A 22,169-nucleotide genomic window follows, 5' to 3' on the forward strand; every position below is an offset into this window, starting at 1 on the left:
TGCTCGACCGCGACCCGGCGGACCGCCTTCCGACGGTTCGCCGAACCCTTCTGCTTCCGGGCCAGCGCCCGCTGTGCGCGAGCGAGCCTGCGCTGACGCGACCGAAGATGACGCGGGTTCGCGACGATCTCCCCAGTCGACAGGGCCGCGAGCCGGTCCAACCCAAGATCTACACCGACCTCGGCGTCCGCCGCCGGGTAGAGGACGTCGTCGACGTCGACGACGAACGACACGTAGTACCTGCCGTCCGCCTCCCGGATCACCGTCGCCGACGACGGAACCGACGGAAGCGGTCGCGACCAGGCGAGCCGTATATCACCGACCTTCGCGACCCGCACCCCTTGGGGCGTGACGGTGAAGCCGTTGCGGGTGAGCCGGATCGACTGCCGGTTGTCCTTCCGGGACCGGAACCGGGGATGGCCGACCTTCCGACCTTTGCGCTTTCCGGACAGCGAGTCGAACCAGTTCCGGAACGCCCGGCGGGCATCCTGGCACGCCTGCACAAGCACCACCGAGGACACCTCGGCCAGCCATGCCCGCTCGGGGGTCCGCTTCGCGAGGGTGACCACCCGCCGCTGCACCTCGGTGTCCGACAGTTTCTCGCCGGCCTTGTACGCCTCGTCGCGGGTTCGGATCGCGTCGTTGAACACGACCCGGGCGCAGCCGAACGCCCGCGCAAGATCCTGCGCCTGGCCCGGGGCCGGGTAGGCGCGGTAGCGGTAACGAACGGTCGGCATGTCCACAAGCGTACCCCCTATGTAGGTACTACACAGGTACGGGGTCGTCCCTGCGTCGTGACCCCTGCCGTACGGCGCGGCTACACTGGCCGCCGTGGCCGCCACCAAGACCCGACAGGTACGCATCGACCCCGAGGCGTGGAAGGCGTTCGGCGACGCACTCGAATCGGTGGGCGAGGTCGACCGGTCGACCGCCCTGCGGCTGTTCGCCGAATGGGCCACGGCGGACCCTCGCGGCGCCCTCGCCGCTGTGCGCGCGGCGCTCGCAGAAGGTCACTGACTGCCGCGCGAACGCGCTATCCCCGCCCTAAAGGACGGGGCCTGCGCGCTACGAATCATGGTCATCCAACGAACCCTGCCCGCTGCCGCGATGCCACCGAGGGTTCCAACCGGTAGACGCGTAGGGTGCCCTCAAGCGTGACATTTCGACGCCTTGGGGAGTGGATGGCACCGGCGGCACGGGAGTACCGGCGCTACGACGACTTCGGCGGGTACGACGACCCCGGCGGGTACGACGGGCGCGGCGGCTACCAGGATCACGGCGGCTACGAGGACCGCGGTGGCCACAACGACCGCGGTGGCTACGACGACCTCAACGGCTATGCCGACCGCAATCCTTACGACCATCCCGATCCCGATCCATACAACGATCGAGGACGCCAGGACGATCGCGGAAGACTCGACGATCGAGGAAGACTCGACGGCCGCGGCAGGTACAGCCCTCCCGGCGAGTACGGCAGCCGCGAAGGTTACGGCGATGGCGCCGTCCAGGCCGATCGTGGCACCCGCGTCGACCGCGGGGCCAGGTTCGACCGTGGTCGCCACCCAGTCCACGATGACCACACCGATCCCGCCATCCACACCGCGCCCCGCGAGGGTGCAGACCGGGTCGGCAGCGGCGCCTACAGCGGCCCTGCAGGCGGCATCGGTCGCCAGGGCCTCGGCGGCGGTCGGCCTGGTCTCGCCGGCGGCGCGGGCCACCGCGAACGAGGGGGGATCGACGGACACGACCCCGATGGCGGACCGCCCGACGCGGCCACGCGGAACAGCCTGCTGCCCTATGTTGCCTTCGTCCTGATGGTGGCGGTCCTGGCCGGCTCGGTCGGGTACACACTGAACCGACTGGTGGGACCGGCGCACCGAGCGGGCCCGGCGCCGACGGCCAGCCCATCCGCGGCCAGCCCGGGAACGGCCGGCACTGCGGGGTCCCCGACCGATCCGACCGCGACGGCCGGCACTTCCGGCCCAGGCCAGGGCGACGCCGGCGGCCTGCTGACGAACCTCACCGCCGAGCAGGTCGCGATCAGACTGGCCGAGGCGGGCCTGCCGCTGCGCACGACCGTCGTCTACACCGCCGCCAGCGACCCCGACCGGCTCCTGGGCGCGGCGGGCGGCTACTTCAGCCGGATCGCGTTCAGCGACCCACGGGTGGATTCGAACGAGGTGGCGGGGGCTCCGGCGGGGGCGATCGAGCGCGGCGGGGCCGTCGAGACGTTCCGCGACGCGGCGGCCGCCCAGCGGCGTGCCACCCGACTCCAGACCGTCACCGAGACGAATCCGCTGGTCACCGAATACGTCTACGTGCGGGGCGGCGTAGTCCTGCGCGTTTCCCTGGTCCTGACCGAGGATCAGGCCAAGGGATACAAGACGGCGCTGCAGCGGCTGACCTCCTGAGCGCCCGACCACCCTGGGCCGGGCGAGCCAGGGTTGACAGGGCTGACGGGACCGGCCACCGACCGATGTCCGGCCGTTTACGCGGGTCCGTCCCGCGGGGAAGGATGCTTCATGAACATCCGGGAGTTCTACCGCGAGGATTCGCGGCGGCAGGCCTCCACCGAGGTCCCGTTCGGGGACGGGTGGACCGACCAGCACGACATCCACAGCACCTACCGGCTGAGCTGGGTAGCGGACACCCGGGAGATCTACTCGGTTCGCGAGCCGCACCCCGGCGGGATCCTCGCCCGCTACCTCGACCAGCTCCGCGTCGACCAGGCGGACATTGACGAGCTGCGGGTCGAGGTCCTCGCGGTGGCGGACCGCGAGGCGGTCGAGGCGGCGCTGGCGGGCTGGCCCGCGGTGATGGACGAGCACAACAGCCTGCGCTGGGCCCGCCGCCAGCTCACCAGCCTGAGCTCGGCCGGGGCCGCTTCCTGACCGGCCTCGCGACCAGCGCAGCCGGGGATCGAGTCGCTACCCGGTCTGGGCTGACGCGTCCGCCGGCGCGGTGGCGCCCGCGGCCAGCCAGCTGAGCAGGGTGCGGACCCCCCAGCCCGTGCCGCCGCGGCTGATCTCGCCGTCGTCGGATTCGGACCGCGTCGTGCCGGCGATGTCGAGATGGGCCCACGGCAGCTTCCCGGCGAACTCGCGCAGGAACAGCGCGGCGGTGATGGACCCGCCGCCGACGTCCAACGCCCGGCCGATGTTGGCCAGGTCCGCGACCGGCGAGTCGAGCGCCGGTCGGTAGTCCTCGGTGAGCGGCAGGCGCCACACCCGTTCCCCGGCGGTGTCGGCCGCGGCAGCCAGCTCCGCGGCGAGATCGTCATCGGAGCTGAACAGGCCCGCGGTGCGCCGGCCGAGCGCGACGGCGATCGCCCCGGTGAGGGTGGCCAGGTCGACGATGACGTCGGCGCCGAGCTCACCCGCCGCGTAGGCGAGACCGTCCGCGAGGACCAGGCGCCCCTCGGCGTCGGTGTTGAGTACCTCGACGGTCGTCCCACCCCAGCAGGTGATGACGTCACCGGGGCGCATGGCACTGCCACCGATCATGTTCTCCGCGATGCAGAGCAGGCCGGTCACCCGACCGGGCACGCCGAGTGCCGGTAGCGCGGTCATCGTTCCCAGCACCGCGGCCGCGCCGGACATGTCGGTCTTCATCCCGATCATCGACACGGCCGGCTTGAGCGAGAGGCCGCCCGAGTCGAACGTGATGCCCTTGCCGACGAGCACCCGATGACCGGCGGCGGGCCGCCCCTGCGTCGCGGCGGGCGCCGTGGGACCGTCGTAGGAGATCCGGACCAGCCGCGGCAGGCGCGGCAGGCGCCGGCGACCCTTGGCCCACGGCCTGCAACCCGCCGAAACCCTGCTCGGCCAGTTCCTTCGGGCCGAGCACGGTCGCCGTGAGGCCGGCCGCGGCCGCGATGCGCACCGCCCGGTCGGCGAGCCATTCCGGCGATTTCACCAGGCTCGGCGTGTTCACCAGATCACGGGCGATGTACACCCCGAGTGCCACGGCTCGGGCCGCCCCCAGCGCGGCGAGCGCCGCGGGATCCGCCGCGAGATCGGTGACCACGACGACCTCGCGCAGCGACCCGCCGGTGGGTGTCGACGCCCCGCCGCCCGCGTCCGCGTCGAGGCCGGCGGCGTCCGCGTCGGGGCCGGGCGCGTCCCGGGCGTCGGACCGGGTCCCGCCGTTCGCGGGGCGGCCGGGTTGACCGACCCGTTCCAGCAGCCCGGAGACGCGGTAGGAGCCGAGGGCGACCCCCTCGGCGAAGGCCCGCAGGCCGGCCGGCGCGGGCTGCGCGATCACCGCGAGCCGTGCCGATGTGCCGGCCCGGCGCGCCACAGCGGCGCCGGCGGTCCGCCAGTCCCGCGGCTCACCGGCGCCGACGCCGACCACGAGTAGTCGGGTAACCAAACGATCCGCGCCGGTGAGCGGGACGGCCAGCACAGAGCCGGCGTCACCGCGCAGAGACTCGCTCTCGACGAGACGGTCGAGCTCCACGCCAAGATCGCTGCCGGCCCGGCGGGCGGTCGCGTCGAAGACCGGCCCGTCCTCCCCCGCCGCCAGCACGACGGCGACGACGGAGGCCGCCGCGCCGTTGACACTCCCGGACCGGAGCGTGATCTCCGGCGGCGACCCGCTGAGATCATCGAGCACCGGACTCGACGCGGATCCGTCCATGGTCATGTGACCCTCCTCGTCGCCGCCGCCTCATCAACCGCCGCCCGCCCGGCCGACCTCACCCACCCCGGGTCGGCCGCGCCGACGGTACGCAACGACAGCTAGCTGACCGCGATCTTCAGGGCGTCCCCCAGCGCACTCGCCTCGTCAGCGGTGAGTTCCACAACGAGCCGACCACCCCCCTCCAGCGGGACACGCATGACGATGCCGCGTCCCTCCTTGGTCACCTCGAGCGGACCGTCACCCGTCCGCGGCTTCATGGCCGCCATCGGTGCACCTCTTCCTGCCGTCGGACCTGCGTCTGGCGACGATTATCCCGTAGACCGGACCGCAAACCGAAACACGTCTCCCCGCAGCATCACAACGGTCGGCGGCGGCGGCGGCGAACGGTGGGTTTCCGGTGTCGACGGGCGCGCTGGCGGTCAGTCCCGCGTGGCCCAGATCGACCGTCCATCAACGGGAACCGAGACCCGTGGGGACTGGACAGGTCAGTCCTGTGGCTTGTTCGGCGCCTTGTTCGGCGGCGCGGCGGATCGCTCCGCCGCCGCCGGCTCGGGGCCGATCCGCGCGAAGGTCGCCAGCCGGACGAGCTCGTCGTCGCGCCGGGCCAGCTCCTCGGCCAGGCGCAGCAGGACCGCGTCGACCTCGGCCATCCGGTAGCCGCGCAGCGCCATCGCGAACCGCAGACGGGTGACGTCGCCGGCCGTCACCGTCTCGGCGGGCAGGCCGACGGAGGCACTGTCGAGCGGCGCCGGGGTGAGCCGGTCGAAGCGGCCGACGGCCAGCGCGGCCACAGCGAACACGACAGCGGCCACGATCACAATCTCCACGACGAGCACCACGGGTCGATCGTGCCATGCCCCGACCACCCTGGTCACCCCGCCCGATCTGGCAGTCTGGCCGGGTGGACGCCGACACCGCCGACACCGCTGAGACGACCGCCGAGACGACCGCCCAGGGCGCCCCCCGAGGCCAGGGGCCGCTGCGGCTGGGGCGGCGGGTGTTCAGCCCATCGGAGCTGGTCGTCATGGCCATCGTCAACCGCACGCCGGACTCGTTCTTCGACCGGGGCGCGACGTACGGCGAGGCCGAGGCCCTCGACGCCGTCGACCGTGCCGTCGACGACGGGGCGGGGATCATCGACATCGGCGGAGTGAAGGCGGCCCCCGGCGGGGAGGTGAGCCCGGCCGAGGAACTTCGCCGGGTCGGCGGCTTCGTCGCCGCGGTCCGCGCGCGCCACGCCGACCTGGTGATCAGCGTCGACACCTGGCGGGCGGCGGTCGGCCGAGTGGTCGCCGGGGAGGGCGCCGACCTGCTCAACGATGCCTGGGGCGGGGTCGATCCGCAGCTCACCGAGGTCGCCGCCGAGTTCGGCACCGGTCTCGTCTGCACCCACGCCGGGCACCTAGCGCCCCGGACCCGGCCGCACCGGATGACCTACGACGACGTCGTCGCCGATATCGTCACCACCACGGTGGGACTCGCCGAGCGTGCGGTAGCGCTGGGGGTTCGTCCCGACTCGGTGGTCATCGACCCGGGTCACGACTTCGGCAAGAACAGCCGCCACTCGCTGGAGGCCACCCGCCGACTGCCGGAGCTGGCGGCCACCGGCTGGCCGGTGCTGGTCGCGATGTCGAACAAGGACTTCGTCGGGGAGGCCCTGGCCGCCGGGGTCGACGAGCGGCTGGAAGGCACCCTCGCCGCGACGGCGATCAGTGCTTGGCTCGGCGCCCGGGTCTTCCGCGCCCACCAAGTGGCCGCGACGGTGCGCACGCTGCGGATGGTTGCGGCCATCCGCGGCGACGCCGACCTCGCCTTCGCCCGCCGCGGCGTCGTCTGAACCCGCCCTCGGCTCCATCCGAGTCCCGGCGCTGCGGTTTGTCAGTCGCCTTCGATGATCTCTCGGTCGGTCGGCTGCGGCCCGGCGGCGCCCGCGGCTACCACGCCCGCCAGCGCGGCGGCCTCCAGCCGGTCCAGTGCCTCGCCCACGCTGACCGCCCAGATCAGCGTGTCGCGGGCGACGTCCCGGACGAAACCGCCCGCGACGAGGGAGTCGACGAGCAGCCGCAGGTGACCGAAGACCCCGCCGGGGTCGAGGACGACGACGGGCTTCGTGTGCAGGCTCAGCACCCGGGCCACCCAGATCTCCAGCAGCTCCTCCAGTGTGCCCAGCCCGCCGGGCAGCGCGAGGAAGCCGTCGGCGCGGGCGTCCATCAGCGCCTTGCGCTCCCGCATCGTGTCCGTGACGATCAGCTCGTCCGCCTCGGTGTCGCTGACCTCCAGTGCCAGCAGCGCGCGTGGGATCACCCCGATGGTGCGGGCGCCGCCGGCCCGCGCCGCCCGGGCCACCGCCCCCATGCACGACACGGAGCCACCGCCGGACACCAGGGTGTGTCCGCGCCGGGCGAGCTCCGCCCCGGTCTGGGCCGCCAGCTCCACGTGGGCGGCGTCGATCGCGGACGAGGACGCGCAGTAGACGCAGATGTTCACGGTTCGGGCACCTCCGTGCGGGGCGGCGCGGCGTGCCCGGCCGTCCCCTGCACGATGATGCGCACCGCCTCGTCGACATCGTCGGTTATCGACAGGATGTGCAGGTCGGACTCCTTGATCAGGCCGGCCGGCAGGACGGTGGAACGCAGCCACTCCACCAGGCCCGACCAGTACTGCGACCCGATGAGGACCACCGGGAACCGGGTGACCTTCCCGGTCTGGACGAGGGTGAGCGCCTCGAACAGCTCGTCGAGCGTGCCGACCCCGCCGGGCAGGATGACGAACGCCTCGGCGTACTTGACGAACATCGTCTTGCGTACGAAGAAGTACCGGAAGCTGACGCCCAGGTCGACCCAGTCGTTGAGCCGCTGCTCGAACGGCAGCTCGATGCCGAGGCCGACCGACAGCCCGCCCGCCTCCTGGGCGCCGCGGTTGACCGCCTCCATCGTCCCCGGCCCGCCGCCGGTGATGACGGCGAAGCCGGCCGCGGCGAGCGCGGCCCCGAGACGACGACCCTGCGCGTAGATCGGATCGTCCGGGCTGATCCGCGCCGAGCCGAAGACCGTCACGGCCCGCGGCAGCTCCGCGAGCAGCCCGAAGCCCTCGACGAACTCGCTCTGGATCCGCATCACCCGCCACGGGTCGCCGTGCACGAAACCCGACGGGCTGCGGGTGTCGAGCAGCCGCTGGTCGGTGGTGGACCGCTCGACCTGGCCGCGGCGGGCGACGACCGGACCGCGGAACTGCTCCGGCGGCGGGTAGCGGCGCTCGCGGCCATTCACCGGGGCACTGTTGCCGGACCGCTCGCCAGCGGCCGGCGGGGTGGCGCCTGACTCGGCCGGCGGGGTGGGGCTCGGCCCGGTGGGCTGCGGATCCGGGTTCGCGGGCGATGTCACCACGCCCACCCTAGGCCCTCGACGGCCCCGTCGGGTGGCGGCCTAGCCCCCGAGAACACGGTCCGCGACAACGTTCACCGGACGGCAATCCGGGCTATCCCCACCAGCCCCACCAGCCCGATCCAGCCCGCGATCGTGGGCGCCTGCAGCAGGTCAGCCGCCGTAGGCGTACGTCCGGATCCAGTCGACGTACATGGAGATGTGGGCGGGCGTGCTGGCGTCCCGGCACGGGATGCCGTCGTGGCAGCCGGTGTCGAGCTGGAGCGCCATGTGCATCGGCGAGGTGTCGGGATGGTCGCGGCGCCGTTCTGGGTGCGGGCGGGCAGCACCGTGAAGACGTTGCGTCCGTCGAGATAGTAGGACAGCCGGCCCGGCAGCCATTCGACGGCGACGGTGTGCCAGGCCGTGAAGTCGGCGGTGAGCGCGGTCGGCGTGCTCAGGGTGTCGTTCTTCGCCCCGTTGTGGACGGCCATCGTCGCGCTGCCGCGGGTGCCGTCCTGCACCTCGATCATGTCGATCTCGCCGTCGTCCGGCCACTTCTGCGACTGTGGCCACAGAAGCACGACTGCCGAGTAGCCGGCGCCCGGATCGACCCGGAACCGGGCTTCCCAGCGGCCGTACTGCTGGTGCAGCAGGCTGGCCAGCCCGCCGGAGACGTCCCGGCCCGCACTGCCGTTACCTCCGGTAATACGTAGGGAGCCGTCAGCCACGGTCACCGCGGACGGCACCCGTGGAAAACTGCCCGTCGGACTGTCGTAGACGAACCACTTCGACGCGTCGACCGCGGAACCGTTGAAATCGTCGGTCTTCACCGGCGCGCCCCACAGGGCCCCGTCGCTGCCGGTCGCAGCCGCAGCCGAGGGCGCCGCGCCGGGGCCGCCGGAGGTCGGGGCACAGGAGCCGACCGCGGCCACGAGACCGGCGACGAGCAGGCGGCCACCCGTGCGTGCCGACCGGCTCACCGCACCAAGCTCACGAGGTCCGTGCACAGAAGCTCCGCCATCACGGCGACCGCCTTCCGGTCATGGACCGCACCGTCGAAGCTGATGCTCACGTGCATCGACCCGGCAACCTCGACCATCGTCACGGTGATTCCGCTCGGGCCACCAGGGGTCGAGGCAAACGCGAGGATGCGACCGTCGGTGGCAGGATGCCATGGCAGCGATTCGAACCCGGTGTTGCGGGTGAGAAAGCTAACGGCGAGTGTCGGCGCGGGTGTCCCGGAAGTAGGGGCAGGTGGCGCGGGCGGCACGAGCTGCTTGGCCGCGGCGACGGCCATCGTCGCCACCGGCCGCCCGTTGGCGAGCACCGCCCGGATCGCCTCGGTGACGGCGCCTGGGTCACCCGGGTCGGCTGGTTCGAGGTAGACGCCGGTGGCGAAGTTGCCGAGCGCGACGCAGGGCCCCGGCAGGTAGCGCCGCACGTCGAACAGCACCCACAGCCCGGGGGCCGGCTCCGGTAGGCCGGCCTTCGCGGCGGCCGACCAGGCGGCGGCGAACATGATGGCGGCCGTCGACGGGGCCGCCGGCCCCTGGGCGCGGGCCCGCCGCACCGCGCGCAGCAGCTCCGGCCCTGCCTGCCGGTACACGAACGCCGGGTCGATCACGCCGGCACCGAAGGCCGCCGGGCGGGCGAGATCCTCCGACGGCTGCACCGCCGCCGCAGCGGACCCACCCACACCGAACTGGCCGGCGGTGGGCTGGCCGGCGGTGGGCTGGGGTCGGGAGCTGCGGACAACGCCGAGCAGGCGGCCCGGGTGGCGTCCGAAGGTCGCCGCGAACGCCCGCGCCAGCGGCAGGGCGGGGCCCGCGCCGGCGGCGAGCTCGGGGACCCCGCCGTCGCGGGCGCAGCTCAGCAGGTCCGACCAGACGCGGTTGATGAACGAGCCGTCGCCGAGGACGTGGCTCATCTCGACCAGCACGTGTTCGTCGCCGAGGAAGATCCGCAGTGGCTGGCCGACCGGCGGGTCGGCCAGCCTGGCTGAGACGAGCGTGCCGACGCCGTCCAGGTCGGGCGGCGCGGCGTCGAGGGGCCGGACCATGCGGCCGATGTGCTGGTCGAGTTCGTCGGCGGGGACGTGCCGCCAGTAGGACCCCGTCGGGTCCAGGGCGCGCAGCAGCGGCGTGCCCGGGGCGACGGCGGCGAGCCGGTACAGGGCGTCGCGTAGCTGGTCGGGCCGCGGTATCGCCATCGGCCCGAGGACCCCGACGATGGCGGTGCGCCGCCAGACGCGGTTGCGCGGCGAGAGCGGCCAGCTCGCCGCCGGCCGGGGGACGACTCGTCGGGTCGGGCTCAATGTGCCTCCGCCGCGTCTCGGGTGAACAGGTAGATCGTCGCGTCCGGGTTGCGGTAGACGACGGTGAAGTGCCGGTCGGCCTGGATCTCGCGGCCGATCCGGGCGATCGTGCCGTCCGGCGCGAGGCCGTAGGAGTGGGCGAAGGCCACCTGGCTCTGCGAGTATCCGCGCGGCCCGTACCGACCCATCGTCGAGATCACCCCAGCGGTCTCGGTCGCAGGCGCCCGGCCGAGCGCGTTGCCACGGAACACCGGGTCCTCCAGCAGCGCGTAGGACGGCTTCGGGGTCCGGGCGAACTCGGCGTAGCGGGGGCTGTAGTCGCCGGGCCAGTCCGTGTCCCCGAACATCACCGGAATGCGGGGGTCGCCGTGGTCGTAGAGCCAGGCGGCGGAGGCGACGTCGCCGCGCGTCATGTGGTTCGCGTCGAACGGGATGTAGAAGGCGCACAGCCACAGGCCGAGGTAGGTGACGAGGGCACCCAGCGTCACCGCCGCTCGCAGCGGGCGGGGCGGGGAGTCCTCGCGCAACAGCGCGGCGGCGATGAGGATCGCGCACCACGGCAGCGAGAACAGGAAGACCCGTAGCCGCCCCTCCCCGCCGTAGATCTGCAGGAACAGCACGAGACCGGTGCCGATCACCGCGCCGCTACACAGCAGGACCCCGCGGGTCGCCCGCCGCCGAAGCAGGATGACGACGGAGACGACGGCGGCGAGCCAGGTGCCGCCGAACAGCGCGAGTCCGGCCCGGGCGTAGAGGATCTTCCCCGCGGACTTGTGCAGCTCGACGTAGACGCCGGAGTTCGTCGCGTTGGCGACGGCGTCGGCGCCGCTGAACAGCCCGAAGTGGTCGCGGATGTAGGCGAGGTTGGGCACCAGGTAGGCGACGGAGATGACGGCCATGGCCGCCACCAGCCAGCGGGGCCGGACGACGCCCAGCGCCGTGAGCACGCCGACGGTGAGCACGATCAGGTACGGGGTGAGCTGGTGGCTGACCACGACCGCCGTGGTCAGCACCAGGATCGCGGCAATCGTGGCGCCCGCCGGCCAGGTCGCGGTGCGGGGCGGGCCCGGGTCGTCGACGGCGGAGCCGAGCACCCGGCGCAGCAGCCTCATCCGGCGGCCGCTGCCTCGACCGCCGGGGCTGCCGGGGCCGCCGGGGCCGTGGGTGAGCTGGCCGGCCACGATCACGTAGATCGCCAAGACGAGGGTGAAGCTGATCGCCTGCGGCGCGAAGTAGTTCTGCCCGATCCAGTTTCCCGCGGTGAACAGGTACGCGGCGAGCCATGGCACGCGGGTGCCGCCGAGGACGGTGCGGGCCAGCGCGGCGACCAGGAACAGGTCGACGACGGCGAAGAACGGTTCGGCCCAGGCCGCGAACGTCACCGGGTCGGGTCGGCCGGCGACCTCGCCGAAGAAGGCTGCCAGGGCGAAGAATCCGGGCCAGCGGTGGTAGAGGTCGACCGACCGGTCGACGCCGTGGTGCGCCTCGATGAACCGGGTGACGCCGATGTGCTTGTACACGTAGGCGTACTGCGGCAGGTCGGTGACCGCCGGGATCGTCGCGTAGAGCACGATCACCAGGGCAATGCCGACGCAGGCGAGGAGCGGGCCGGACGGCCGCACCGCCGACAGGGCGACGACCGCGGCGATGGCCAGGACGCCGAGCGCGACGAACCACAGCGCCGGCAGCGCGGCCAGCAGGCCGTAGGAACCGAGCCGGTCGACGTCGATGCCGCGCAGGCTGACGGCCCAGCCGACCAGCCCGACCAGGACCGCGGCGAGCAGCACCCCGTTGCGGCGTGGGCCGGCGCGCCACCACGGCTCGGTGGACCGGCCCAGCCCCTCGACGGCCGCGGCGCCGTAGGTGCCGGTGCCGGTATCCTCCCGCCGCGGGATCACCTGCGGCAGGCTGTCAAGACCCGGCATCGACCCCGCCGCTGCGCTGCGCGGCCGCGCGGGCCTGCGCGTAGAGGATCGGTCCGGCGACCATCCCGACCCGTTCACGGGCAAGCAGGCCGCGGGGCATCGCGTGCTCGCGTCCGTAGCTCTCCCGGGTCGTGTCGCCGATCTTCCAGATCTTCCACATGCCGACGGGCAGCCTGGTGAGGATGTCCGTCCGGCTGCGGCGGTCGCCGAGGTGTTTGACCAGGTAGGCGGTGAGCCCGGTGCCATAGCCCCACATCTGCTTGCGCAACGCGTCGAGGTCGCTGCGGTGACTGTGCCAGACCAGCGCCGCGGGCTCGTAGGCGAGCTGGTATCCGCCGAGCAGGACCCGGACGAAGGCGTCGAGGTCCTCGCCGCCCTCGGTCAGGGTGCCGGCGCCGAGGGCCTCGTCGAACCCGCCGAGCTCGCGGATCATGTCGGCGCGGACGGCGAAGTTGGCGCCGGCGCCGAACACGCCCGCGGAGTACGGGTAGAGCGGATGGGCGAGGCGGTGGCGGTCCATGTCGTACAGGTGCGGCTGGCAGCTCGACGCCCAGGTCACCCGGGAGTCGAAGTAGTACTCGGCCAGGTTCTCCAGCGTCGCGGTCGAGACCAGGCCGGTCACGCAGCCGACGCCCGCGCCCTGCCGGAAGCCGCGCAGCAGGCCGGCGATCCAGCCGCCGTCGACGCGCACGTCGTCGTCGGTGAAGGCGATCACCTCACCCCGCGCCTCGGCGACCCCGCGGTTGCGCGCGCAGGACAGCCCGGGGCGGTCCTCGCGGACGTAGCGGAACCGCGGCGACGAGCCGACGAGCCGACGAGCCGGTCGAACACCGCCCGGGTGGAGTCGTCCGACGGCGCATTGTCGACGATGACCACCTCCAGGTCCGGATGGTCCAGTGCCTGCAGCCCCGACAGGTAGGCCGGCAGCATCGCGGACCGGTTGCGGGTGCACACGACGACGGTCACCGACGTGGGGTCCACCACGGCCCGGGAGCAGTGGGCGACCTGCTCCCGCGGCGGTATCGCCCCCGGGCCGAGCGCCGGTACCATCCGCAGGCCGTCGCCGCGCAGGTGCACGGCCATCCGGTCGGCGAACGCCAGGTGGGCGGTCTCGAAGAACTCGTCGTGGTTGAGGATGCCGTCGGTCAACTGCAGGTTGACGTAGCCGAGCGGCTCGGTGTGCAGCCGGACGAGCAGCCGGATCTGCGAGTAGGGCTCCCCGCCGTCCCGGACGACCGGCGCGGTGGGCAGCACCGGATCCCCGAGTTCGACCGCCCCGCAGAAGGTGGGAACGGGGCGGGACCGCTGCCACGGCTGCCGGCTATCAGTCATCACGCAGTGTCCTTACCTGTCGATCTGATGGGACGGAACGAGCCGCAGTGTCGGAACAGGTCGAGCCCGATCAGCGCGGCGCTTGGCAGGCCGAGTACGAGCGCCGGCACGGCGATGTACCAGGCCCCGACGTGCCAGGCCCCGAGAAACACGGGCACCACGCTCACGAGCAGCTCCGCGGCGAGGCTGAAGGCCACGGCGAGCCCCAGGGTGGTCAAGGGGTCCAGCGGGGCAAGCCGGGTCAGGACGGCCCAGCCGGGCACGAGGCTGAAGCAGACGATCGCGACGAGGGGCCGCAGGGCCGAGTGGGGCACGATCAGGACCACGCCGACGAGGAGCACGAGCAGGGCCAGCAGGGCCGCGTCCACGACCGCGCGAGTCCGCTCGCCGACCGCCTCGCCCCGCCCGGGTTGACCCGGCGCCTGCGGGCGCAGGCCAACTGTGCGCTCGGGGTCGGTCGCGGGGTCGGTCGCGCGGCGGGTCCGGGTCGAGGGGATCAGGAAGGGCAGCAGGCGTGGCAGGACGACCAGCGCCACGGCGCCGTCCGCAGCGAAGAAGCCGAGTCCCAGGCCGGTCAGGCCGTGGTGCACCAGGCCGAACCAGGAGACGCCGAGCTCCGCCACCCCGCCCGCCGCGCTGATCGCCACCGCCTCGATCCACCGGCCCTTGACCCGTGCGATCAGCAGGTAGGCCGACATGACGGCCATCGGTACGAGGCTGAGGGCGAGCAGGCGTAGCAGGTTCGCGGCGCAGGTGTAGGAGGGGACGGGGTGGGCGAACAGCATCAGGATGACGAGAACCGGGGCGAGCAGCGTCGCCTGGCGGCGCAGCATGGTCCGCAGTAGCGACGGGATCTGGCCGGGTTCCAACGAGCCGTGTACCAGCAGGGACACCCCGAAGTTGAACGAGATCATCCGTAGGCTGTACGGGATGGTCCAGGCGATGAAGAAGACCGCGTTTCCCTCGGTGCCCAGCCGCGCCACCACCAGCAGTGGCAGCAGGTTGGCGCTGGCCACCCCGACCAGGTTGCCGATGTGGCTGCCGCTGACGAAGCGGGTGACGGTACGCGCGTCCCAGCCCGGTGGCCCGGGCGGCGAGGCCGCCGCGAAGCGTGGCAGGAGGCGACGCCAGATGATGATGTTCATCACGACCACGAGCAGGATCACCGGCAGCAGCCACGAGGCGAACACGGCGAAGGCGCCGCCGACGAAGCAGACCAGCAGCACCAGTCGGAGCAAGCCGAACACCAGGTTCTCGACCGGCACGAGCATGGCGGCGCCCATTCCCAGCAGCACCACATCCTGCAGCGCGAAGACCGACCAGAGCGCCACCGCCTCCGGGTACCACAGCAGTCCCCGGCCGGGGTGCCCGCCGAACAGGTCGGTGCCGAACAGGATGACGAAGGGAACCGCCGCCACCATGCTCGCCGCCGCGACGGTGACGTAGCAGCCTCGCACCAGCCGGCCGCCGGACACGCCGGCCGCCGGCAGGAACCGTTGCAACGCGGTGTGCAGGTCCAGCGAGGCGATCGCCGAGAGCAGCACCAGCCCCGAGGTGAGACCGGCGGCCTGGCCGACCACGCGCTGTGGGAACAGTCGCGCGGAGATCACATAGCACAGCAGGCCGGTGAGCGCGTTCCCGACGGAGCTCGCCGTGAGCGCGTAGGCGTCCAGCACCAGCCTGCGGTCACGGGACGGCCGGGCGGCCACCGTCGGCCCGACCCCACCGGCGATCGGCGCGGTCCGCGGGGTACTGACACTGGTCATGGGGCCTCGGCGGCGCCCGTCACCGCCGGCTCCCGATCCGGGCCGCCGGACTCGGGAACGGTCATGCCGCCGTGTCCGCGAGGTCCGCCGTGTTCGCAAGGTCCGCCGGCCGGGTCCTGAGCCGTTCGGGGCGCCGCGGCGCGCCGAGCAGCTCGTCGAACAGGGCCTGGTAGCGCTCGGCCGACTCGGCCCAGGACGACGCGTCGAGGTAGCGCCGACCGCAGCGTGCCGGCAGCTCGCACAGCGCCGCGAGCAGCGCGGGAACGTCGCCCGGCGGAACGAGGACGGCACCGTCGTAGCGGGCGGCGGTCTCGGTGAGGCCGCCGACGTCGGTGACGACGACCGGCAGCCCCGCCGCCATCGTGATGTGCAGGGGACCGGACGCCGACGAGCGGCGGTAGGGCAGCACCACGGCGTTCGCGTTCGCGAAGTAGGAGTTCACCTCCACGTCGTTGACGTACCGGTTGACGAAGACGATTCGGTCGCGGTGGCGGGACTCCTCGATCATCCGTGCCGGCAGGGTGTGGCCCTCCCAGGTCTCCCCGACCACCGTCAGCCGGAAATGGCCCGCCTCGTCATCGGTCAGCAGCTCGAAGGCGGCCAGGAGATCCTCGAGCCCCTTGTAGGGGCGAATCGTTCCGAAGAAGAGCAGATCGGTGATCTGGTCGTGCCGCCGCGGTCCCGGCACGCCCGCGCTCCCCGCATGTTGGGCGTAGGGACCGTGCGGGATCACCGCGATCGGGCGGTCGTGCAGCCAGAACCTTTCCCGGACAACGGCGGCGTCGTGCTCGGAATGAACCACCACGCCGTCCGTGCAACGGAGAAGTCGCGGAAACACGTGGTTTACATAAGCCGCGACACCGGGCCTAATCGTCTCGCCCGTGTCCTGCGTCTCATGGAACTCGACGACGACTCGGGCGCCGCGCAGCCGGGCGGCGACGATGAGCGCAAGGTAGCTGTGCAGAACGGTTCCGGTCCACCACTGAAGGACGATAACGTCGGGCCGTTCACGAACGACGAATCGCAGCGCTCGCGGCATCGTTGAACCCCAGAACCAGTCAACCCCGTTGAACAGCGGCACCGCCTCGGGATACTGCTGGGTAACTATCGAGGTGTCGCCGACCCGCGCCCGCCCCGGATAAAACCGGGCCGTCAGGAGCCGGCGCATCAGAACGGCGGAGGTGAGCAGATCCCCGCGGCGAGCAAACGCCTGGGTCAGCTGGTGGGTGTAGTAGCTGATTCCCGAAACGAATTCCCAGCCGGAGCCGACCACGCACACGCGGCGGCGGGCGTCGCCACGCGACCGGCGGGACTCGACCAGGATGGTGCGCAGCACCCGCAGCCCGTCGGAGAAGGCGTTGAGGTTGCTGGCGCCGAACAGCCGCTGATGCTCGAAACTCGGTACCTCCGCCACCCGCAGGCCCGCGCGCGAGACCCGCATGTTGATCGAGACCCGCATGTTGATCAAGGTCTCGACCTCGAAGCCGTCCCCCCACCTGGTGGTCTGCCCACGCTCGCCCGGATCCAGGCCGAGGAAGGGCAGACGGTGGCGCCAGAAGGCGTTGTAGCCGTAGCAGAGGTCCGAGTACTCGCTGCCGATTAGGGCGTTGACCAGCCGGTTCAGCGCCGCGTTGCCCGTCCGGCGGAAGCGGGTGATGTCGCTGCTGCCGCCGCCGGCGCGGAACCGGGATCCCTTGGCGTAGTCCGCCCCCGCGGCCAGCGCGGCCACGAAGGCGTCGATCTCGCCCGGATCGGCCGAGCCGTCGGCGTCCAACATGACCAGGACGTCGCCGGAGGCGACGGCGAAGCCACACGCGAGCGCATTACCCTTACCGCGCCGCGTCTGATGGACGATGACGACGTCCGGACGCAACGCGCGCGCAACCTCGATCGTATCGTCGGTCGAATGACCGTCCACAACGATGATCTCGGCCTCGGCGGGAAGCCGGGCGAATACGTGCGCGAGATTACGCGCCTCGTTCAACGTCGGGATGATGATACTGATCGACGGCGTGTCGTCGGCACTGCTCAACAGTTTCCCCCCGGGGTACGTACAAAAAAGACCGCAATCACCTGCCACAACGCCGATGCGTCGATGCGTCGGTGCGCAAGAAAGGAGACGGTCATCGCCGGAAAATGGGGCAGAATTTTGCGACCGGGCGCCATCCCGCCGATCGTGCCGCCCCCCGTTGACCACCTACGAGAAGTAGCGACAGATCCGTGTAGGTACGACAGCGACGCTAGCATGTTGGTTCGCAGACCGTCGACCTGCGCTATCGCGCGACAAGCCGCGATGACATCATTCTCGGCCGAATGATCGGGTGATCGGATGGAGTCGGTACTCCCGCCACGCGGACCACGCCGGGCCGATCGACGAACGTCGCTCCAGGGGCGAACCTGTTGTACTCATGAGATTTCGGCCGCCGGCACCGCGCGTTTCCCCCCGAACATCGATCACCGGGGCCGCCCATCAATTGTCGCCCAGCGGCGCAGGTTCACGGCGCGCCGTCGTTTTGTGTGACGCGTCACCGCCCCGGATCGGCGACATATTTGCGCCCAAATTCCATGCGGTGCGGTTCAACTTTACTTGATCTTGAGGCCGGCCACTGACCACCAGTGGTCGCTCACGGCAACGGTGAGTTCCACCCGCACGTAGCGGGCGATGGCCGGGGGGAAGGCGACCGTGGTGTGGGGGCCGTCGTCGCCGCCGGTCGCGACGGTCCGCCAGGTGGTCCCGTCGAGGGAGACGCGCACCGCGTAGCCACGTGGCTGGTCGCCGGCGCTGGGGCCGGTGTCGAAGTCGATGCCGCTGACCGGCGTCGGGGCGCGCAGGTCTGCCTGTAGCCACATCCCCGGTTCCTGGGGATAGCCGCTGGTCCAGCGGGTGCCGGGCAGACCGTCGGCGACGAGGGCGGGCGCGGTGTCGGTGCAGCAGGCGCTCACCGCGACCGTCGAGGCCGACATGCGGGGTCCGGGCACAGCGGAGGCGGCGGCGGAGGCAGAGGCGGAAGCGAGCAGGCGGCGTACGACCGGCTTGACGGCGGCGTACCAGGCGTCACCGAGTGCGTTGTAGCCGACCTGGTCGGGATGCAGCCCGTCGACGTAGTGGTCGGGGCCGACCACCGCGGACAGGTCGACGACGGAGACGTTCGCGCCGGTGGCCCGGCTGGCGGCGACGACGCCGGGGACCGCCGCGTTGAAGGCCGCCCAGGTGGCGTCGTGGCCGTTGTGCATCGGGACGAGGGTCGACACCAGCACGGTGACGCCGGGGCGGGCGGCCAGGACGGTGCGCAGCAGCTCGCCGAGCCGGGCGGCGGCCTGCTGGGCGGTGGCCCCCTCGTTGATGTCGTTGGTGCCGGCCATGAGCAGGACGACGTCGGGCTGGGCTGCGCCGACCCAGCTGGCCGCCTGGCGTTGCAGCGCGTCAAGTCGCCAGCCGGGATGGCCTTCCTCCCGTTGATCGCCCAGGTCGGGGGGGCCGCCGTGCTGGGAGCCGACGAACACGACCGGCTCACCGTCGTTCTGCACCAGCCGGTGCCACAGCTGGGTGCGCCAGCCGCCGCTGGTCACGAACCCGTCGACGAGCGAGTCCCCCAGCGGCATCACCCGGATGCGGTTCTGCGTCCCGACGAGCTCACCGCCGGTACCGGGAGCCCGGGGGCGGGATGCCCAGGGGCGGGACGCGACGCGGTGTCGGGACCCGACGCGGGGGCGCCGGGGGGGAGGATGCGGCCGCGAGCCGGGGGCCCGGCCAGGAGAACGAGGCCATGGCGCCGGCCGGGACCCGCGCGGTGAACGACACCCGGCCGTCGTCGACGGTGACCGCCGCCTCGGCCGCCCCCGGGTTGTAGGCGACCAGTGCGCGCGAGCCGTCCGGGTTCACGAAGGCGACGTTCTCCAGCCCGCCGGGTCCGGGCGAGGCCGTGTCCACCCGGACGGCACCCGGCTTGGTGACCCTGGCAAGCTGGCCGAGCGCGTAGTACTCGGGGCTGTACTCCACGTTTCCGGTGTGCTCGTCGATCGTGACCAGCCCACGGCAGCTCGGGCAGCCGCCGAGCTTGGGCCCGCCGGTCTCGTCGAGCGCCACATTCCAGTAGGCGACCGTGGCGGCGCCGTTGCGCGTCGCGCCGATCACCATGTTCTGCGCGCTCCAGCGCAGGCTGTCGCCGAATCCCTTGGACCAGGATCCGCTGGAGCATTCGGTGACGTATTGGGCGAGGTTCGGCGCCTGGCCGCGTAGCATCGCCTGGGCGGAGGGGTCCCCGCCGTAGCAGTGGGAGGCGACCCCGGCGATCCACGGCGCCGCCGCGGGGTCGCTGAGGACCTGCAGGGCGTAGGAGCCCAGATCCCAGTTCTGATCGGAGACCGCTATCCGGGTGCCCAGCCCGGCCGCGCGCAGCACCGGACCTAGCGCGGCGATCACCGCCGCCTCCTGCTGGGCCGTCATCGGCATGGCGGGATGGTTCGCGGGCGGCGCCAGCGGCTCGTTCAGCGGCGAGATCAGGTCGATCGGCACGCCGCTGTCCGCGTAGGCGCGGGCGTAGGCGGCCAGGTAGGCGGCGAAGGCGGCGGTGTACTCGGGCCGCAGGGGGCCGCCAGAGGACCCGGCCAGCGTGCCGCCGGTGCGCATCCAGGCCGGTGCGGTCCAGGGGGTCGCCATCACCCGCAGGTCCGGATTGAGCTTGCGGGCGTGCCGTAGCAGCGGCAGCAGGTGCTGCTCGTCGGGGGCGACGCTGAATTGCCGCAGCTGCGGGTCGCTCTGGCCCGCGGGGACGTCGTCGTAGGTGACGGCGGCGCGGGAGAAGTCGCTGGCGCCGATCGGCTGGCGAAGGAAGCTCAGCCCGGCGCCCGCGTCGGGGTCGAACAGCGAGCGCATCAGCTTGCCGCGCTCGCGCGACGACAGCCTCGTGTCGATCAGGTAGGCGGAGGAGTCGGTCAGCGAGGCGCCGACTCCCTCCAGGACCTGGAAACGCTGGTCCGGGTCGACCCGCAGGACTCCCTCGGCTGCGGCTCGACCGGTCGACGGGGACAGCCGCACGTCCGGCTGGCGGTCCAGGTGGCGCGTGCCGTCCGCGGTGGTCAGCCACGCCGAGACGTGCGGGTCCGCGCCGGACCCCACCACGCCGAGCACGATGGACACGGCGACGACGGCGGACAGCAGCCCGATCACGGCAACCGCGAACGTGCGGGACCGCGGCCGGGACGCGGCCACGATCGCGCCGAGCTGCGGGGTTCGCTGCATGGTCGGTTCGGCCATGGTTGGCGTCCGTCAGCCTTCGTGCCGGGGACCGTAGTAGGAACGCAGCCGGCCGTCCGACTGGAACAGCGCCTTCAGCTCGCCGGAGGGCCTTTCGAGGATGACGTAGCTGAACCAGCCGAACGGCACGGAGACGGCCACCAGCAGCAGCGCCACCCAGGGGAACGCCGTCGCGTGGTGGCTCAGCAGGTGGTGGGTGTCGAGGTAGAGCAGGATCGGTTCGTGCCACAGGTAGACGCTGTAGCTGATGGTGCCGGCGAACATCAGGGGGCGCACCGCGAGGATCCGTCGCCACCATGCCCGCGGATGGGCGAACAGCGAGCTGCCGAGCAGCAGGGTGAACGCGACCATGGACAGCATGTTGAACTCGGTCGAGGTCCTGGCGTCATCGGCCCGGATGGCGCATCCGTAGACGAGGATGGCCAGCGCCACGAGCCGGACGGGGACGAGCCAGACCGCCCGCACGGGCCGGTTGCCCCACCGGGCGTGGAGGATGGCGAGGAACATCCCCATGGCGAACATCTCCGCCTTGGCCAGGGGGTTGAACCAGATTGCCCACCGGTCCGACGGCTGGTGGGCGATGTCGAGCACCCACCAGTGGTACACCAGCGAGCCGACCAGCATCACGGTGGGCGGCGTCGCGATCACCAGCGCCCGGACCGCCGGGCGTGACCGGGCGGGATTCCAGCCTCGCAGGACCAGCAGGATGAGCGCCACCGCGACGTAGAAGAAGATCTCCACCGAGAGGGACCAGGCCGGGCCGATGGTGTAGAAGATGCGGCGGCTGTCGAAGATCTGGGTGAAGGTGAGGTGCTCCACGAGGTCGCGCCAGTCGCCGGGCAGCTCGGGGTTGCGGTAGGTCCAGACCAGCAGGGTCGCGAACCAGTACAGCGGCAGGATGCGCACGGCGCGGCGCAGCAGGAAGACCCGCGGGCTTCCCACCCGCCGCCCGGCGAGGACCTGGCGTGCCGCCGGGGCGTAGAGCAGGAAGCCCGACAGCAGGAGGAACAGGCTGACGAGGCCGTCGAGGTTGAGCATCACATGGCCCAGCGGCGTCCCGGCGTATGCGTAGCCGTCGGGGGTCGAGCCGGCCGTGTCCCCGCCGGCGCCCTCCCGGCAGAACTGGTAGGCGTGGAAGACCACGATCCCCAGGGCGGCGATTCCCCGATATCCCTCGAGGTCGTCCATGCGCGCCAGCGTCCCAGGCGCAGGCGTCGGCGATGACGTGGGCGATGACGTAGACGCGGGCGCGGACCCGGGGGTGGGGGTTGTGAGCAGGCCGGTCACGCCGATTCCCGCTGGTAGGCCGGGCTGGGCACGGGCACCTGGCGCGGGGTGACCCGCCACTGGCGCTCCCCTCCTATTTCTTTGATCTGAGCCACCCGGGCCAGGGCGTTCTTGTACTCGGTGTAGAAGAAACCGGCGAACAACGCGTAGACGAGGAACCATCGTCGACGCCGACGCACGTCCGGGTGGGCGAGCAGGTAGGCGAAGAGGCTTTGTGTCACGCCGACTCCCGTCGTGACCAGCGTGAGGAACAGGAAGAACGGCATGGCCCAGTGCACGCCC

General features: G+C 72.1%; 20 protein-coding genes and 3 pseudogenes. 4 read left to right on the top strand and 19 right to left on the bottom strand.

The features are described from left to right. Positions 1–737: RNA-guided endonuclease InsQ/TnpB family protein (locus G6R25_RS09585; RefSeq protein ID WP_163552695.1), on the bottom strand; the 737-nt coding region annotated here is incomplete at its 3' end. Positions 738–831: 94 nt separating this feature from the next. On the opposite strand from G6R25_RS09585, the gene G6R25_RS09590 reads away from it, so the two are divergent. The 3 genes from G6R25_RS09590 to G6R25_RS09600 all read left to right on the top strand — a co-directional run bounded on the left by G6R25_RS09590 (position 832) and on the right by G6R25_RS09600 (position 2,891). Further along, positions 832–1,017, top strand: coding sequence for a hypothetical protein (locus tag G6R25_RS09590; protein ID WP_163552696.1), 186 nt, complete (start codon positions 832–834; stop codon positions 1,015–1,017). A gap of 164 nt (positions 1,018–1,181) precedes the next feature. Beyond that, positions 1,182–2,411 (top strand): hypothetical protein, encoded by a 1,230-nt coding sequence (locus G6R25_RS26620; protein WP_235947919.1) that lies wholly within the window; start codon positions 1,182–1,184, stop codon positions 2,409–2,411. A 111-nt stretch (positions 2,412–2,522) separates the two neighbouring features. Beyond that, positions 2,523–2,891: a hypothetical protein gene (locus G6R25_RS09600; RefSeq protein WP_163552697.1), complete on the top strand. Its 369-nt coding sequence runs from the start codon at positions 2,523–2,525 to the stop codon at positions 2,889–2,891. A gap of 36 nt (positions 2,892–2,927) precedes the next feature. On the opposite strand, the gene G6R25_RS31335 is transcribed toward G6R25_RS09600, so the two are convergent. The 4 genes and pseudogenes from G6R25_RS31335 to G6R25_RS09615 all read right to left on the bottom strand — a co-directional run bounded on the left by G6R25_RS31335 (position 2,928) and on the right by G6R25_RS09615 (position 5,480). Continuing rightward, the gene (locus G6R25_RS31335) at positions 2,928–3,773 is read right to left on the bottom strand and encodes a leucyl aminopeptidase family protein (RefSeq protein WP_473246887.1); all 846 of its coding nucleotides are present in this window, start codon (positions 3,771–3,773) and stop codon (positions 2,928–2,930) included. 58 nt (positions 3,774–3,831) lie between these two features. Continuing rightward, a pseudogene (locus G6R25_RS31340) lies at positions 3,832–4,644 on the bottom strand (M17 family peptidase N-terminal domain-containing protein); the annotation flags it as partial. A 95-nt stretch (positions 4,645–4,739) separates the two neighbouring features. Beyond that, positions 4,740–4,907: a DUF3117 domain-containing protein gene (locus G6R25_RS09610; protein ID WP_136448487.1), complete on the bottom strand. Its 168-nt coding sequence runs from the start codon at positions 4,905–4,907 to the stop codon at positions 4,740–4,742. Positions 4,908–5,126: 219 nt separating this feature from the next. Then, positions 5,127–5,480, bottom strand: a complete 354-nt coding sequence (locus tag G6R25_RS09615) for a DivIVA domain-containing protein (protein WP_163552698.1) — start codon at positions 5,478–5,480, stop codon at positions 5,127–5,129. Between the two features lie 14 nt (positions 5,481–5,494). Between G6R25_RS09615 and folP the strand changes: the two genes are divergently transcribed. Beyond that, positions 5,495–6,478 (top strand): dihydropteroate synthase, encoded by a 984-nt coding sequence (folP, locus tag G6R25_RS09620; protein WP_235947921.1) that lies wholly within the window; start codon positions 5,495–5,497, stop codon positions 6,476–6,478. A 41-nt stretch (positions 6,479–6,519) separates the two neighbouring features. Here the strand turns inward: folP and G6R25_RS09625 are convergent, their stop codons facing one another. The 14 genes and pseudogenes from G6R25_RS09625 to G6R25_RS09680 all read right to left on the bottom strand — a co-directional run. Further along, positions 6,520–7,128 (bottom strand): LOG family protein, encoded by a 609-nt coding sequence (locus G6R25_RS09625; protein WP_163552699.1) that lies wholly within the window; start codon positions 7,126–7,128, stop codon positions 6,520–6,522. Continuing rightward, on the bottom strand, positions 7,125–8,024 hold the full coding sequence (locus G6R25_RS09630; RefSeq protein ID WP_412842722.1) for an LOG family protein: 900 nt from the start codon (positions 8,022–8,024) through the stop codon (positions 7,125–7,127). The genes G6R25_RS09625 and G6R25_RS09630 overlap by 4 nt, the downstream gene beginning before the upstream one ends. A 74-nt stretch (positions 8,025–8,098) precedes the next feature. Further along, positions 8,099–8,986 carry a glycoside hydrolase family 16 protein gene (locus G6R25_RS09635; RefSeq protein WP_163552700.1) on the bottom strand — a complete coding sequence of 296 codons (888 nt, stop codon included), beginning with the start codon at positions 8,984–8,986 and terminating at the stop codon, positions 8,099–8,101. After that, positions 8,983–10,320 carry a hypothetical protein gene (locus G6R25_RS09640; RefSeq protein ID WP_163552701.1) on the bottom strand — a complete coding sequence of 446 codons (1,338 nt, stop codon included), beginning with the start codon at positions 10,318–10,320 and terminating at the stop codon, positions 8,983–8,985. The genes G6R25_RS09635 and G6R25_RS09640 overlap by 4 nt, the downstream gene beginning before the upstream one ends. Continuing rightward, a complete protein-coding gene (locus G6R25_RS09645; protein WP_163552702.1) occupies positions 10,317–12,245 on the bottom strand; it encodes a hypothetical protein in 1,929 nt (642 codons plus the stop codon). The genes G6R25_RS09640 and G6R25_RS09645 overlap by 4 nt, the downstream gene beginning before the upstream one ends. Then, positions 12,232–13,005 (bottom strand): glycosyltransferase, encoded by a 774-nt coding sequence (locus G6R25_RS09650; protein WP_419469333.1) that lies wholly within the window; start codon positions 13,003–13,005, stop codon positions 12,232–12,234. Before G6R25_RS09650 ends, G6R25_RS09645 begins: the two co-directional genes overlap by 14 nt. Beyond that, positions 12,957–13,577 carry a glycosyltransferase family 2 protein gene (locus G6R25_RS29585; RefSeq protein ID WP_336501045.1) on the bottom strand — a complete coding sequence of 207 codons (621 nt, stop codon included), beginning with the start codon at positions 13,575–13,577 and terminating at the stop codon, positions 12,957–12,959. Before G6R25_RS29585 ends, G6R25_RS09650 begins: the two co-directional genes overlap by 49 nt. After that, positions 13,577–15,343 carry a lipopolysaccharide biosynthesis protein gene (locus G6R25_RS09655; protein ID WP_163552703.1) on the bottom strand — a complete coding sequence of 589 codons (1,767 nt, stop codon included), beginning with the start codon at positions 15,341–15,343 and terminating at the stop codon, positions 13,577–13,579. The genes G6R25_RS29585 and G6R25_RS09655 overlap by 1 nt, the downstream gene beginning before the upstream one ends. A 61-nt stretch (positions 15,344–15,404) precedes the next feature. Further along, entirely contained in the window at positions 15,405–16,622 is a 1,218-nt protein-coding gene (locus tag G6R25_RS30295; protein ID WP_235947926.1) for a glycosyltransferase, read from the bottom strand. 3 nt (positions 16,623–16,625) lie between these two features. After that, positions 16,626–17,375: pseudogene (locus tag G6R25_RS30300) on the bottom strand (glycosyltransferase family 2 protein); the annotation flags it as partial. A gap of 551 nt (positions 17,376–17,926) precedes the next feature. Next, complete coding sequence (locus G6R25_RS09665; RefSeq protein WP_161982956.1) at positions 17,927–18,946, bottom strand: GDSL-type esterase/lipase family protein; 1,020 nt, start codon at positions 18,944–18,946, stop codon at positions 17,927–17,929. A gap of 31 nt (positions 18,947–18,977) precedes the next feature. Next, positions 18,978–20,600, bottom strand: coding sequence for a glycoside hydrolase family 30 protein (locus G6R25_RS09670; RefSeq protein ID WP_163552705.1), 1,623 nt, complete (start codon positions 20,598–20,600; stop codon positions 18,978–18,980). 12 nt (positions 20,601–20,612) lie between these two features. Beyond that, positions 20,613–21,788, bottom strand: coding sequence for an acyltransferase family protein (locus G6R25_RS09675; RefSeq protein WP_163552706.1), 1,176 nt, complete (start codon positions 21,786–21,788; stop codon positions 20,613–20,615). Between the two features lie 95 nt (positions 21,789–21,883). Then, positions 21,884–22,169, bottom strand: a pseudogene (locus G6R25_RS09680) (glycosyltransferase family 2 protein); the annotation flags it as partial.

The organism is Candidatus Frankia alpina (assembly GCF_902806485.1).
Lineage (GTDB): Bacteria > Actinomycetota > Actinomycetes > Frankiales > Frankiaceae > Frankia > Frankia alpina.